The following is a 12,615-nucleotide window of genomic DNA, read 5'->3' as shown; positions in this document are numbered from 1 at the left end:
CCCCAATCCCGGCTTCAATTCGCCAACGCGGCCTGCAGCCGCGAGAGCTTGCCTTTCAGCGAGCCGTCGATCACCACGTCGCCCGCATCGATCACCGCGCCGCCGATCAGCGACGCGTCGATCGCGGTGCTGAGTTCGACTTCGCGGCCGAAGCGCTTCTTCAACGCGGCCTTGAGCACGTCCAACTCGCCCGCCGGCAGTTCCGCGGCGGAAGTCACGGTGGCCTTGACCACGCGTTCGGCTTCGGCCTTCAGTTCCTCGTACAGGCCGGAGATTTCCGGCAACTGCGCCAGCCGGCGGTTTTCCGCCAGCAGAGCAAGGAAGCGCGAGAACGACTCGCCCGCGCCGTCGACCGAAAGCAGCGACACCGCTTCGGCATGGGTCAGCTGCGGGTTGAGCAGCAGCATGGCAGCACGCGGATCGGCGGCCACTTGCGCGGCGAAACCGAGCGCGTCGGACCACTTGGCCAGGGCATTTTCATCCTGCGCCATCGAAAAAGCGGCGCGGGCGTACGGACGAGCGAGGGTGAGGGCTTGGCTCATTGGTCAGCGGCTCTCATCAGATCTCTGCGGCCAGCTCGTCGAGCAGCGCCTTGTGGGCGTTGGCGTCGATTTCGCGCTTGAGCAGCTTCTCGGCGCCGCTCACGGCCAGGACCGACACCTGCTTGCGCAGGTCTTCCTTGGCGCGGGTGCTGGCGGCGTCGATCTCGGCCAGGCCCAGCGCCTTCTGGCGGTTGGCCTCGGCGATCGCATCGTTCTTGGCGGCTTCGACGATCTGGTTGGCGCGCTGATGCGCCTGATCGATGATTTCGTTGGCCTTCGTGCGCGCTTCTTTCAACGCTTCGTTGACCTTTTCCTGCGCCTGCGCGAGGTCCTTCTGGCTGCGGTCGGCCGCGGCCAGCCCTTCGGCGATCTTCTGCTGACGCTCTTCGATGGCCGCGATGATGTGCGGCCAGCCGAACTTCATCACCATCCACGCCACCGCGAAGAACGCGAAGCCCTGGACGATGAAAGTGAGGTTGATATCCATTGCGTACTCCAGACGCCGGCGCTGGACGCCGGCGTTAGCCAAGACCGGTTGCCTGATCAGCCCGCGATCGCGGACAGGAACGGGTTGGCGAAGATCAGCAGCAGGGCGATGGCGACGCCGATGATCGGCACCGCGTCCAGCAAGCCGGCGACGATGAACATCTTGGTCTGCAGCATCGGGGTCAGTTCCGGCTGGCGGGCCGAACCTTCCAGGAACTTGCCGCCGAGGATGGCGAAACCGATCGCGGTGCCAAGGGCGCCGAGACCGATAAGCAGGCCGGCCGCGATGACCGTGAACTTCGCAATTTCTGCGTAGAGGGCGACATTTTCCATGGTGTTCTCCGTACTACTAGTCAGGTTTGAAAAAGGAATGAAGCGAAAGGGTGAAGCGAAACTTGTGGGTTTGACGGCCTAGTGGCTTTCCGCCGCCATGCTCAGGTACACGACGGTCAGCATCATGAAGATGAAGGCCTGCAGGGTGATGACCAGGATGTGGAAGGCCGTCCACACGAAGCCCGAGATGAACTGCAGCGGCGCCATCACGTAGGTCATGCCGCTGGAGAACAGCGAGTTCCAGGTCATCAGCGCGATCAGGATGAAGATCAGCTCGCCGGCGTACATGTTGCCGAACAGTCGCAGGGTCAGCGAGAGCGGGCGCACCAGCTCTTCGATCACGCGCAGCAGCAGATTGGCCGGCGCCAGCAGGATCTTCATCACCGTGCCTTCGGCGTGGAACGGCGCGGTGAAGGCCTCGGCGGTGAACTTGCCGATGCCCTTGTGGCTGATGCCGAAGACCTGGATCAGCAAGAACACCATCAGCGACAGGCCGAGGGTGGTGTTGAGGTCGGCGGTCGGAACGATGCGCAGATAAGCGTGGTGCGGGTCGTGACCGGCCAGTTCGTTGCCCTTGACCCAGGCACCCGGCAGCCAGTCCACCGGCAGCATGTCCATGAAGTTCATCAGGAACACCAGGCAGAAGATGGTCAGCGCCAGCGGCGCGATCATCTTGCTGCGGCCGTGGAAGGTCTCGCGGACCAGGCCGTCGACGAAGCCAACGACCATTTCGACGCCGGTCTGGAACTTGCCCGGCACGCCGGCCGTGGCCTTGCGCGCGGTGCGCAGGAAGAAGAACAGGAACAGGGCCGACAACACCAGCGTGATGATCACGCTGTCGATGTTGATGGTCATGAATTTGCCATCTCCCACATGCCACTGGAGATGCTTCAGATGGTGCTGGATGTATTCGGTGGAGCCGCCACCGGACGCCGATTCAGCGATCACGATCTACCCTGACACTAAAGTTCAAAACTAGTGGATGCGCGATCAAAGCGACCGCGAGCCCTGCCAGCAACGGGAGCGGCGCCATGCGCCCAACACCCGATGCCATCGCAAATATCAGTATCACCACCGCCCATTTCAGGCCGGTTGCCAGCAGCAGCCGCAGGAACGCGGACCGCGCCGGAACCACTCCCCCGCCCAGCGCGACATTCGCAGCCAGGGCGCTTCCCAACACCACGCTGGCCCCGCCCAGAAGCGCCGCCAGACAAGCGGACCACCCCTGTACAAGGAAAACCAGCGCCACCAGCACTACGGCGGCCATTTGGTAGGCCACCGCCCGCAATGCCAGTCGCCGGCCCGCAGCGGCGGAATTCAGCACACGCGAAACCCGGTGAGTGGGAAGGGACAAGGCCGTTGGAGGCGCCTCGCCGAGCCGCAAAAGTATAGCAGGCGTTAAATTTCAGCGGCAACCGCCAGAAGCCGTGTTTGCGGCTGCGCAGCCGAATTAAAAGCAGCGGAAGAGCGATGCCGAGGCTTGCGTTAAACGATTTCAGGCAATTCGCCTGTTCAGCTGGAAAAGTCGGAACTTTCTCCATGGGGTCCGGTCAGTCCTTGCACGGTCTGCGCTCAACTTCCTCGTCGATGCTCCGCCGCAGACCTTCCATGAAGCCCCGGCCCGCTGCCGGGGCTTCCTCTTTATGAGCCGGCAGCAACCCTTTCATAGGCATCATCTATGGATCGGCAAGAAACAATGCGCTGGACTTTGGCGTATGCGACCCCATAATGAGATTGATTCTCATTTGGTGGCCTGCCATGACCAAGACCTTCAGCTTCGCTCTGCTCCATTTCACCGTCGCCTTCCTGCTGGGCTGGCTGTTCACGGGCAGCCTGCTGGTGGGCGGCATGCTGGCGCTGGTCGAACCGGCCTGCAATACGGTGGTGTTCCACTTCCACGAAAAAGTCTGGAAGCGCATCGAACGTCGGCGCGCCGAACGCGCGATGCGTGCGATGCCGGTGTGAACGGAGCCGCCTGGAACTCAGCTTGCGGCATTGCGGCTGCGGCGTGACACGGGTCGGAAAAACGGACTCCCGGGCGCTTGATCGCGCCGGTATTAACAAGCTGTCGACGAGCGGGTTTTTAGGGTGGTCGCAGGCAACGGATCTTCGTTGCCGACCTTCCCCTCCCCCACGGAGACGACAGAATGAAATATCTGGTTCCCTTGACGATCGCGGCCGCGCTGGCCTCGGCGGTCGCCGCGCCTTGCGCGCGCGCCGCCGACGATGACGACCGCTTCACCCTGAGACTCGGCGGCATGGATGTGGACGCGCAAAGCGAACTCACCGCCAATACCGTTTTCAACGGCACCGAACAGCGTTACTCGCAGGATTTCGACTTCGGCGGCAACGAAATCGTTCCGCGCATCGACGGCGTTTTCCGCTTCGGCGAACGCAGCAGGCTGGTGTTCGACTACTTCAAATACGACAAGGATCGCGAAGCGAGCCTCGATGAGGATTTGTCGTTCGATGACGTGACCATTCCGGCAGGCAGTTTTGCCCGTGCCGAAACGGAGTTCCAGCTGGCCAGCCTCATGTACGACTATTCGGTGGTCGATACCGACAGCGTCAGCGTGGGCCTGCAGATCGGCGCCGAGTGGGCGAAGCTGGAAGGCCGGCTGCATGCCGAGGCCGGCGAGGACGTCTACGACGACAGCTCCAGCGAAGACGGTTACGCGCCGGTGGTCGGCGCGCGCGTGACCTTCACTCCCGGCGAGAAATGGCTGGTCAATTTCCAGGGACAGTACCTGGATGCGGACTGGGGCGACTTCGGCGACTACAAAGGCAGCATCAGCCGCGCCAACGCGCTGGTGGAATACCGGCTCACCGAGAACCTGGGCCTCTTCGCCGGCTACGACTGGTTCAAGCTGGACGCGACCCGGGAGGGCAGCGATGGGTCGCTGGGATTGGACCAGAGATTCAAAGGGCCGATCGCAGGGGTGACGCTGGCGTTTTGAGCCGCAACGTATGACCCTCTTCTGCATGCGGGAGAGGGTACAGAAGGCGCCGTAGGAGCGACGCAAGTCGCGAAACGAGTTTGCGCACCCTTCATCGCGACTTACGTCGCTCCTACGCGCTGCTCCTGCCGGATGACTATTTCTTCTTCGGGATATACAGATCGGTGATGGTGCCGTCGAACACCTCCGCCGCCATCCCCACAGATTCGCTCAGCGTCGGGTGCGGATGGATGGTGTGGCCGATGTCGGCAGCTTCGGCGCCCATCTCTATGGCCAGCGAAATTTCCGTGATCAGATCTCCCGCGTGCACGCCGACAATGGCGCCGCCGATGATGCGGTGGGTTTCCTCGTCGAACACCAGCTTGGTGAAACCTTCGCCGCGGCCGATGCCCACCGCGCGCGCCGAAGCGACCCACGGGAACTTGCCCACGCCGACCTTCAGGCCCTTGGCCTTGGCCTCGGTTTCGGTGACGCCCACCCAGGCGATTTCCGGATCGGTGTAGGCCACCGACGGGATCACCCGCGCCACCCATTCCTTCTTTTCGCCGGCCGCCACTTCAGCGGCCAGCTTGCCCTCGTGGGTGGCCTTGTGCGCCAGCATCGGGTTGCCGACGATGTCGCCGATGGCGAAGATGTGCGGCACGTTGGTACGCATCTGCCGATCCACGGGAATGAAGCCGCGGTCGGTCACGGTGACGCCCGCCTTGTCGGCGCCGATCTTGTTGCCGTTGGGCGAACGGCCCACCGCGACCAGCACGCGGTCGTAGATGGTGGTCTGGAGCTCGGCAGGCTGGCCTTCGGCGGCGCCCTCGAAGGCCACGCTGATGCCTTTCTTCGAGGCCTCCACCTTGGTCGCCTTGGTCTTGAGATGGATGGCGACGCCCTGCTTCTTCAAACGGTCGGCCAGCGGCTTGACCAGATCCTTGTCGGCGCCCGGCATCAGCTGGTCCATGAACTCCACCACGGTCACCTGGCTGCCCAGTGCGCGGTAGACGGTAGCCATCTCCAGGCCGATGATGCCGCCGCCGACGACCAGCAGTTGTTTCGGCACGTCGGCGATCTGCAGCGCATCGGTGGAATCCATCACCCGCGGATCGTCCCAGGGGAAGGCGGGCAGCTTCACCGCCTGCGAACCGGCGGCGATGATGCATTGTTCGAAACGCAGCAGCTGGGTCTTGCCGTCTTCGCCGACGATTTCCAATTCATTGGGCGACACGAACGAAGCCACGCCTTGCACGACGCGTACCTTGCGCTGCTTGGCCATGCCGGCCAGGCCCTTGGTGAACTGGCCGACCACCTTGGAGTCCTTGAACGTGCGCAGCTTGTCCAGGTCGATCTTGGGCGGGCCGAATTCCACGCCGATGTCGGCCGAGTGTGCGGCTTCCTCGATCAGCGCGGCGGCATGCAGCAAGGCTTTGGACGGAATGCAGCCGACGTTGAGGCAGACGCCGCCCAGGCTGGAATAGCGCTCGATCATAACCGTATCCAGGCCGATGTCGGCGGCGCGGAACGCGGCGGTATAACCGCCGGGGCCGGACCCGAGTACGACCATGCGGCATTCGATATCCGCCGTCTTGCCGGTGCCTTGCGCGGCTTTGGGCGCCGGTGCTGCGGCAGGAGCGGCAGGCGATGGCGTCACCGGGGGCTTGGCCGGTTCGGCAGCGGCTTTCGCCGGCGAGGCGGCGGCCGGTGCGCTTGCGGCGGCGCCTTCGGCTTCCAGGATAGCGACCACGCTGCCTTCGGACAGCGTATCGCCGAGTTTCACTTTCAATTCCTTCACCACGCCGGCAGCGGACGAAGGCACTTCCAGCGTGGCCTTGTCCGATTCCAGCGTGACCAGGCCTTGGTCTTTCTTCACCGTGTCGCCGACGGCGACCAGGATTTCGATGACCGGCACATCGGTGTAATCGCCGATGTCGGGGACTTTGATTTCAACGGTATTGGGCATCTGGAAATTCTCGAACGCAGGGCGGGCATTGCCCGCCGGGAATGGCGACGGCGGGCAATGCCCGCCCTACGAAATTCAGAGCAGCACGCGGCGCATGTCGCCCAGCAGTTGGGCCAGGTACGCGGTGAAGCGTGCGGCGGAGGCGCCGTCGATGACGCGGTGGTCGTAGCTCAGCGACAGCGGCAGCTGCAGGCGCGGCTGGAAGGCCTTGCCGTCCCAGACCGGTTGGATCGAGGATTTGGAAACGCCCAGGATCGCCACTTCCGGCGCATTCACAATCGGCGTGAACGCGGTGCCGCCGATGCCGCCCAGCGAACTGATCGAGAAGCAGCCGCCGGACATTTCCGCCGGGCCCAGCTTGCCATCGCGCGCCTTGCCGGCGAGTTCGGACATTTCCTTGGCCAGTTCGGCCAGACCCTTCTTGTCCACGTCGCGGATCACCGGCACCACCAGCCCGTTGGGCGTGTCGGCGGCGAAACCGATGTGGAAATATTTCTTCAGGGTGAGGTTCTCGCCGCTGGCATCCAGCGAGGCGTTGAAATCGGGATATTTCTTCAGGCCGGCGACAACCGCCTTCATGATGAAGACGAGCATGGTCAGCTTGATGCCGGCCTTCTCGTTCTCCTTGTTGAGCAGCACGCGCAGTTCTTCCAGCTCGGTGATATCGGCGTGGTCGTGCTGGGTGACGTGCGGGATCATGGCCCAGTTGCGCGCCAGGTTGGCGCCGGAGATCTTCTTGATGCGCGACAGCGGCTTGACTTCGATCTCGCCGAATTTGGCGAAGTCGACCTTGGGCCAGGGCAGCAGGTTGAGGCCATTGCCGCCGCCACCGGCAACGGGCGCGGCGGAGGCGGCAGCGCCGCCGGCCAGCGCGTCTTTCACGTATTTCTGTACGTCTTCCTTGCTGATGCGGCCGGCGCGTTCGCTGCCCTTGACCTGGGTCAGGTCGACGCCGAGTTCGCGCGCGAACAGGCGCACCGACGGGCTGGCGTGCGGGACTTTCTGCGGCAGCACCGCTTCGGCGTTGAATTCCACCGGCGGGCTGTGCGGCGGCGAGGCTTCGGGGTCGATGCCGGGCCTGCTGTCGAGCACCTGCGGGGCGGCGGCCGTGGCCGGAGCGGATTGTTCCTGCGCGATTTCACGCTGGGCGATCTTGTCGGGCTGGGCGGCAACGGCGGCCGGTTCGACCTTGGCGCCGGTTTCGGAAGCCGCGACTTCCGCTTTTGCCGCAGACGCGGGCGCGGCGGCGGGCTTGGAAGCGGCCGCGTCGGCCGCTTCGATCATGGCGACCACCGAACCCTCGGAAAGCGTATCGCCCAGTTTGACCTTGAGTTCCTTCACCACCCCGGCGAACGGCGCGGGCACTTCCAGCGTGGCCTTGTCCGACTCCAGCGTGACCAGGCCCTGGTCCTTGACCACCGTATCGCCGACGGCGACCAGGACTTCGATGACGGGCACGTCGCTGTAATCGCCGATATCGGGAACGCGTGCTTCCTTGAGTTCGGCCATACAGAAGACTCCAGTGATCAGATCGTGTGGGGACCCCTATTGTGGCCATCTATGCCCGATGCGCCAACCTTTCACTGGAACAATTCGTTTCCCTGCGCCTTGCCGCAACCCTCGCGCGGGCGAATAACCCTATTTTTCAGAACCCGGGTCGGCTTCCGGTTTCATACGCAACAGATCCAGCGCGGCGCCGCCCGGTAGACGATACGCCAGCGCATTGTCCAGCCGGTCCAGCGCTTCCATCTTCGTGCATAACCGCTCCGCGCGCACTTCCAGCTCCTTGGCGCGCGGCTCGATGCGCGCCTCGATCTGCTTGTCCAGGCCTTCCATTTGTTCCAGGCGCTGGGTATCGCCGCTCAGGGCGGCCCGCACCGCGCCGCCGACGATGTCGCCGATGACCAGGGGCACGACCTCCGACACGGCCTGGCCGATGCCTTCGCCCAGATCGCGGCCGTCGAAACGGTTGGCGGTGACCGACCGCGCCAGGCGCGCGTCGATCTTCTTGCGGGCCTGATCGAGTTTGGCGCGGGTATCGGCCGGATCGTTGCTGAAACCGGCGGCCACTTCGCCCAGCGCGGTGAAGGCGATGCTGGCGGCATCGCGGCCGATTTCGCGCGCCAGCGGCATGATCTCGCGAGTGCCGCGGTCGAAGTCGGCGATACGCTGGCGGTCTTCCTTGCCCAGCGCGACCCAGCGGTCATCGACGAACAGCCTGTCGCCACGGATCACGATCCATTTGGGCGTGCCGCTTTCGCGGGTCAGGATGACGCTCTGGTCGTTGATGGTGAGGTCGTAGTCGCTTTCGATATTGCAGCTGACGTCTTTGGCCTGGACGCTGGCGGCCAGCGACAGCAGGGCGAGCGAACAGAAAGTACGGCGCATGCGAGTCTCCCGGGTGGTCGGACGGGGAACAGCATGCCAGTTCGCGGACGGTTGCCAACGTGCCGTTCGGCAGGGAGGCCGTTGGTCATGCCTACATGTGCTTTTTAACGTGGGAGCGGCGTCCCGCCGCGAGCTCCTGCTTTTTCTGTTCAGGCTAAGAGCTCGCGGCGGGACGCCGCTCCCACCTTTATCCATCTGCTGCCGATCAGGCGGCCGACTGCCAGGGCCGCACCACCAGCAATGCGCCAGCGACCACCAGCAACGCGCCCACCACGCGCAGCGGATCGATCGGCGTACGCGTGTGCAGCACGCCGAAGTGGTCCAGCACCAGCGATCCCACCACCTGCCCGAACACCACCGCGCAGATAAGCGCCGCCGCACCCATGCGCGGGATGAGCAAGGTGGCGCCGGCCACATACACCGCGCCGATCATGCCGCCGGTCCACGCCCACCACGGCACTTTGGCCAGCGCCGATGTTTCGAACGCGGGCCGGGAAGACAGCCACCACACCGACAGAACGACGGTGCCCACGGCGAAGGACATCAGCGCGGCGAACACCGGGCCGAAGGTCTGCCTTCCCAGCGCCGCATTGATCAGGGCCTGCAGCGGCAGCAGCATGCCGATGAAAACCGCCAGGACCAGACCGCTTGTCGCATTCATCCTGCTCTCCTCGCTTTATCGAAGACGTACAAGATACGCGAGCCGATCCCGTTCTCCCTGTCATCCCGAGTGCAGCGAGAGATGACAATGGTGGGGGGATTAGTTGCCGACGGCGCCTTCGAGCGCGGTGCGACCCAGCCGACGATCGAAGAAGCGCGCGATCAGGCCATAGGCTTCCTTCGACTCGGGCAGATCCGGGAACACGAAAAAGGCGTGCCACAACCCGTCGAAGACCACCAGTTCCGCATCGACGCCGGCAGCCAGCAGACGGCGCTGCATGGTGGTCAGCGCGCTCACCGAGAAATCGCGGCCGCCGGCCAACAGCAATGTCGGCGGAAACCGCGCCAGCAGTTCCGGCGACTGTCCCGGATAAGCGACAGGATCATCGGCTTTGGCTGTCTGCAGGTAGGGCAGGCGAAGCTCGCCATCGGCCGGCATCGGCGCCGCGCCCACGGCCAACTGGCCCAGGATGGCCGAATCGCCGCCAAAGGGCATGCCGGAGCCGCAGAAGGTGCCGATGGCGCCGGGGCGCGGCAAGCCGGCCTGCAGGAGGCGTGCGGTCGCCTGCGCAGTCAGCGCACCGCCGGCCGAGCAACCATAGATGCCGATGTTCTCCGGACGGTAGCTTTTCAATAATTCGCGGTAGACCGCTTCCACATCGTCCACCGCCGCCGGATAGGTATGTTCCGGCGCCAACCGATAGTCCACGGCGACCACCCGCATGCCGGCGACCGCAGCGATGGGAATCGCTTCGACCAGCGCACCGCTGCCCGCGCCCCACATGAAAGCACCGCCGTGCAGATTGATCAGTACGCGGTGCACGTTGTCATCGCGGGCGCCGCCTTCCGGATCCACCACCTGCACCGGCACGCCGCCCATGCGGGTGGATTGGACGCGGCTGCGATAGATGCGCTCGACCTCGCGCAATCGCTCGTCGTTGTAGCGCTGGTAGAAACGCCGCTGGTCGGCGAGGTCGGCGGGATTCGGACCCTTGCCTTCGCGCGTTTCCGCCAGCAGCTGCGCGAACTTGTCGCGCGCCTGCGGGCTGGCGAAACGGCTGTAAGGCAGAGAGGCGGCCGGCATCGCCGTCGTGCTGGCCTCGTCGGCCGGTTTGTCCTGGGCGTGCAAAGACGCCTGCGCGGCGAGCAAGACGGCTACCGCCGCGATGCGAACCAGCCGGGTATTCATGGGCGCTTGTCCTCTTTGTCGGGCGGGGACGCTGCGGCTGGCGGCGACAACGCCAGGAACACCGTGCTCCACAATTGCGCGGCATTGGATTCGTCGGCGTCGCCGCTGTTCTGGCCGAACGGCGCCGGCTGGTAACGGCCATCGGCATACGTCCACGACCACAGTTCCGAAGTGCGCATTGCTTGCGTATTGCCGATCGCCGCCCACAGCTGACGCTGCGCCGATTGCAACCGCACCAGCGTGGCGGCCGGCAGATCCTTGCGTTGCAGTTGTCGTTGCAGACCGGCAGCCAACAAGGCCTGCTGCCACGACCACACCACCGTGCCGTGATAGGCGTTGCGGCCGAAGCGGCGTTGGATATCGGCATCGGCGAAGGCGGGATTGGCGACCAACAGTCCGGCATCGGTCAGCAAGCCGGCAGGGAACGGGCGCAGCATCGCTTCGACCATCGATTCCAGCTGCGCTGCAGGCGGGTCCTGCAGCAGCAGCGCAAAGCCGGCGTCAGAATGCAGCACCGGGATCGGTTTGCCATTTCCGTCCAGGGCGATGGCGACGATGTCGAGCCCCGCAGGCGGCAGACTTGCCAGGGCAAGTGCTGGATCGACGCCCTGGGCGCCGGCATAAGCCTGCATGCGGCGTCGAGCATCGGCTACCGGCAAGCGCACGTGGAAAAGCGCCGGCACCTGCCGCGACCACACTTGGGCCCGGCCGGCCGCGGCCGATAGCGCCTTGGCTTGTTCCGGCGTCGCATAAGGCGCAAGCAGTCCTTCATTGCGGAAGCGTCCGATCGCGCTCAACGCGGCAGGCACGAACACTGCGTTGACATCGTACGGGTAGCGTCCATCGGCCAGACCGTCTTCGCTGTCGCGCCATTGCCCGGTCTTGCGGCCTGCCTTGATCGACATCAGGTTGCGCGGCTCCGGCGCGGCCGCGAAGGCACGCGACGAATCGGCGACGAAGGCGAAATTGCGTGCGAGCGCAGCGCCGACCGTTTCCCCCGACGGCAGTTTTCGCGCCAGGAAAGCGGCAGCCCGCGCGCGGCCATCGGCCTGGTCGAGCAGATATGACGCAGCCACCGGCGCCAGCATGAAGTCGTCGTCGATCATGGCGTAGTCGTAGATCGGCGCATCGCTGGGCGGGTCGCCCTGCTTGCGGTGGCGCAGCACGGCGAATTCGCCGATGTCTTCCTCATGCGCCACTTCGCCTTGCGCATTGAGCCGCTCCAGCACCGAGGCCAGCCCATCCTCGATCGCCACCGGCTGCAACGCCGGCATCAGCAGGCGCAGCGACATCAAGGTGTCGCGGCCGAAGTAGGTGTCGAAACGCCAGGACCCGGCCAGGAATTTTTCCTCGTAGCTCAGGAAGGCCAGCGCCTGCCGGCTGCGTGGATCCGCGCCGGCATGCTCGTTGAGCAAGCGGTTTTCGCCCAGCGGCGTCAGCGGAGTTTCACCAGTCAGCGCGATGATGCGCAGGCGCATCGGCTCGCCGACGCGGGAACCGGTGAAAGTCCACGCCGAATCGCCACCGCCTCCCAGGCTTCCGTTGTCGACGGCGATGGAAATCAGATAGCCGGCCGCGCCATCCAAGCGCGGCCGCGACCAGGTAAGCGTATTGCCTCTGCGGACGGGCGCGGTTGCGGTTTCGGCCGGATAACGGCCTTCGATCTGGTAGTCGCGCAGGATGCGTACGCTGCCCAGTACCGCATCGCGCACCACCAGCGGCGCATCGACGCTGGCGGTCGCCACGATTCCATGCAGGATGCGTTTGTTCGCCTGAATCTGTTGCATGGGGCGCACTTCGCCCAACTTCCACTGCACCGGAGTACTGGATGGTTCGAACCAGATGCCGGCGCCGCTGTTGCCGGCCGGAAACGCCACCAGCACACGCGGTTGCGTGCCGGAATTCAACAACAGATGCGCGGCCACCGGACCTTGCTGATAGAACGCATTGAGCGTGCGGCCTTCGGCGATCTGGAACTGCAGCGGCGCGGACGCGACAGGCGGTTTGGCGCTGGCGACAAGGGACAGCCCCAACAGGGCCACTGCCAGATATCTTTTCACGTAGCTCGTCATGCCCAGGTTCTCCGACCGTCGTTTATTCGCGTTGTACAGC

The 12,615-nt window shown here is 64.7% G+C and carries 13 protein-coding genes; 2 read left to right on the top strand and 11 right to left on the bottom strand.

Going from position 1 to position 12,615, the window contains the following annotated elements; translation table 11 throughout:
• Positions 1 to 14: 14 nt before the first annotated feature.
• The 5 genes from BLR66_RS10210 to BLR66_RS10190 form a co-directional block, all read right to left on the bottom strand.
• Positions 15 to 542, bottom strand: a complete 528-nt coding sequence (locus BLR66_RS10210) for a F0F1 ATP synthase subunit delta (RefSeq protein ID WP_093285307.1) — start codon at positions 540 to 542, stop codon at positions 15 to 17.
• A gap of 16 nt (positions 543 to 558) precedes the next feature.
• Positions 559 to 1,029, bottom strand: a complete 471-nt coding sequence (locus BLR66_RS10205; RefSeq protein ID WP_093285304.1) for a F0F1 ATP synthase subunit B — start codon at positions 1,027 to 1,029, stop codon at positions 559 to 561.
• A 56-nt stretch (positions 1,030 to 1,085) separates the two neighbouring features.
• Positions 1,086 to 1,361 carry a F0F1 ATP synthase subunit C gene (gene atpE, locus BLR66_RS10200; protein WP_093285301.1) on the bottom strand — a complete coding sequence of 92 codons (276 nt, stop codon included), beginning with the start codon at positions 1,359 to 1,361 and terminating at the stop codon, positions 1,086 to 1,088.
• Between the two features lie 78 nt (positions 1,362 to 1,439).
• Entirely contained in the window at positions 1,440 to 2,306 is an 867-nt protein-coding gene (gene atpB, locus BLR66_RS10195; RefSeq protein WP_255402580.1) for a F0F1 ATP synthase subunit A, read from the bottom strand.
• Positions 2,299 to 2,685, bottom strand: coding sequence for an ATP synthase subunit I (locus BLR66_RS10190; RefSeq protein ID WP_093287738.1), 387 nt, complete (start codon positions 2,683 to 2,685; stop codon positions 2,299 to 2,301). Before BLR66_RS10190 ends, atpB begins: the two co-directional genes overlap by 8 nt.
• A gap of 434 nt (positions 2,686 to 3,119) precedes the next feature.
• Here BLR66_RS10190 and BLR66_RS10185 point away from each other — a divergent pair, with 434 nt between their 5' ends.
• Together BLR66_RS10185 and BLR66_RS10180 are read left to right on the top strand one after the other, a co-directional pair.
• Complete coding sequence (locus BLR66_RS10185; RefSeq protein WP_093285295.1) at positions 3,120 to 3,326, top strand: DUF2061 domain-containing protein; 207 nt, start codon at positions 3,120 to 3,122, stop codon at positions 3,324 to 3,326.
• A 182-nt stretch (positions 3,327 to 3,508) separates the two neighbouring features.
• Positions 3,509 to 4,318, top strand: a complete 810-nt coding sequence (locus tag BLR66_RS10180) for a hypothetical protein (protein WP_093285292.1) — start codon at positions 3,509 to 3,511, stop codon at positions 4,316 to 4,318.
• Positions 4,319 to 4,454: 136 nt separating this feature from the next.
• Here the strand turns inward: BLR66_RS10180 and lpdA are convergent, their stop codons facing one another.
• From lpdA to BLR66_RS10150, 6 genes are all read right to left on the bottom strand, one after another.
• Complete coding sequence (gene lpdA, locus BLR66_RS10175) at positions 4,455 to 6,266, bottom strand: dihydrolipoyl dehydrogenase (protein WP_093285289.1); 1,812 nt, start codon at positions 6,264 to 6,266, stop codon at positions 4,455 to 4,457.
• 75 nt (positions 6,267 to 6,341) lie between these two features.
• The gene (locus BLR66_RS10170; protein WP_093285286.1) at positions 6,342 to 7,775 is read right to left on the bottom strand and encodes a dihydrolipoyllysine-residue acetyltransferase; all 1,434 of its coding nucleotides are present in this window, start codon (positions 7,773 to 7,775) and stop codon (positions 6,342 to 6,344) included.
• Positions 7,776 to 7,904: 129 nt separating this feature from the next.
• On the bottom strand, positions 7,905 to 8,654 hold the full coding sequence (locus tag BLR66_RS10165; protein ID WP_093285282.1) for a DUF2884 family protein: 750 nt from the start codon (positions 8,652 to 8,654) through the stop codon (positions 7,905 to 7,907).
• 205 nt (positions 8,655 to 8,859) lie between these two features.
• Complete coding sequence (locus tag BLR66_RS10160; protein ID WP_093285278.1) at positions 8,860 to 9,315, bottom strand: DMT family transporter; 456 nt, start codon at positions 9,313 to 9,315, stop codon at positions 8,860 to 8,862.
• Between the two features lie 99 nt (positions 9,316 to 9,414).
• Entirely contained in the window at positions 9,415 to 10,503 is a 1,089-nt protein-coding gene (locus BLR66_RS10155) for an alpha/beta hydrolase (protein ID WP_093285275.1), read from the bottom strand.
• On the bottom strand, positions 10,500 to 12,575 hold the full coding sequence (locus BLR66_RS10150; RefSeq protein WP_093285272.1) for a hypothetical protein: 2,076 nt from the start codon (positions 12,573 to 12,575) through the stop codon (positions 10,500 to 10,502). Before BLR66_RS10150 ends, BLR66_RS10155 begins: the two co-directional genes overlap by 4 nt.
• Positions 12,576 to 12,615: the final 40 nt, after the last annotated feature.

The organism is Pseudoxanthomonas sp. CF125, assembly GCF_900104085.1.
GTDB lineage: Bacteria > Pseudomonadota > Gammaproteobacteria > Xanthomonadales > Xanthomonadaceae > Pseudoxanthomonas_A.
The sequence above is the reverse complement of the archived record's forward strand: the minus strand, read 5'-3'. Positions and strand labels throughout refer to the sequence as shown.

Coding starts and splice junctions, on each gene's coding strand:
- BLR66_RS10210 (WP_093285307.1), bottom strand. CDS start 542: ATGAGCCAAGCCCTCACCCTCGCTCGTCCGTACGCCCGCGCCGCTTTT.
- BLR66_RS10205 (WP_093285304.1), bottom strand. CDS start 1,029: ATGGATATCAACCTCACTTTCATCGTCCAGGGCTTCGCGTTCTTCGCG.
- atpE (WP_093285301.1), bottom strand. CDS start 1,361: ATGGAAAATGTCGCCCTCTACGCAGAAATTGCGAAGTTCACGGTCATC.
- BLR66_RS10185 (WP_093285295.1), top strand. CDS start 3,120: ATGACCAAGACCTTCAGCTTCGCTCTGCTCCATTTCACCGTCGCCTTC.
- BLR66_RS10180 (WP_093285292.1), top strand. CDS start 3,509: ATGAAATATCTGGTTCCCTTGACGATCGCGGCCGCGCTGGCCTCGGCG.
- lpdA (WP_093285289.1), bottom strand. CDS start 6,266: ATGCCCAATACCGTTGAAATCAAAGTCCCCGACATCGGCGATTACACC.
- BLR66_RS10170 (WP_093285286.1), bottom strand. CDS start 7,775: ATGGCCGAACTCAAGGAAGCACGCGTTCCCGATATCGGCGATTACAGC.
- BLR66_RS10165 (WP_093285282.1), bottom strand. CDS start 8,654: ATGCGCCGTACTTTCTGTTCGCTCGCCCTGCTGTCGCTGGCCGCCAGC.
- BLR66_RS10160 (WP_093285278.1), bottom strand. CDS start 9,315: ATGAATGCGACAAGCGGTCTGGTCCTGGCGGTTTTCATCGGCATGCTG.
- BLR66_RS10155 (WP_093285275.1), bottom strand. CDS start 10,503: ATGAATACCCGGCTGGTTCGCATCGCGGCGGTAGCCGTCTTGCTCGCC.
- BLR66_RS10150 (WP_093285272.1), bottom strand. CDS start 12,575: ATGACGAGCTACGTGAAAAGATATCTGGCAGTGGCCCTGTTGGGGCTG.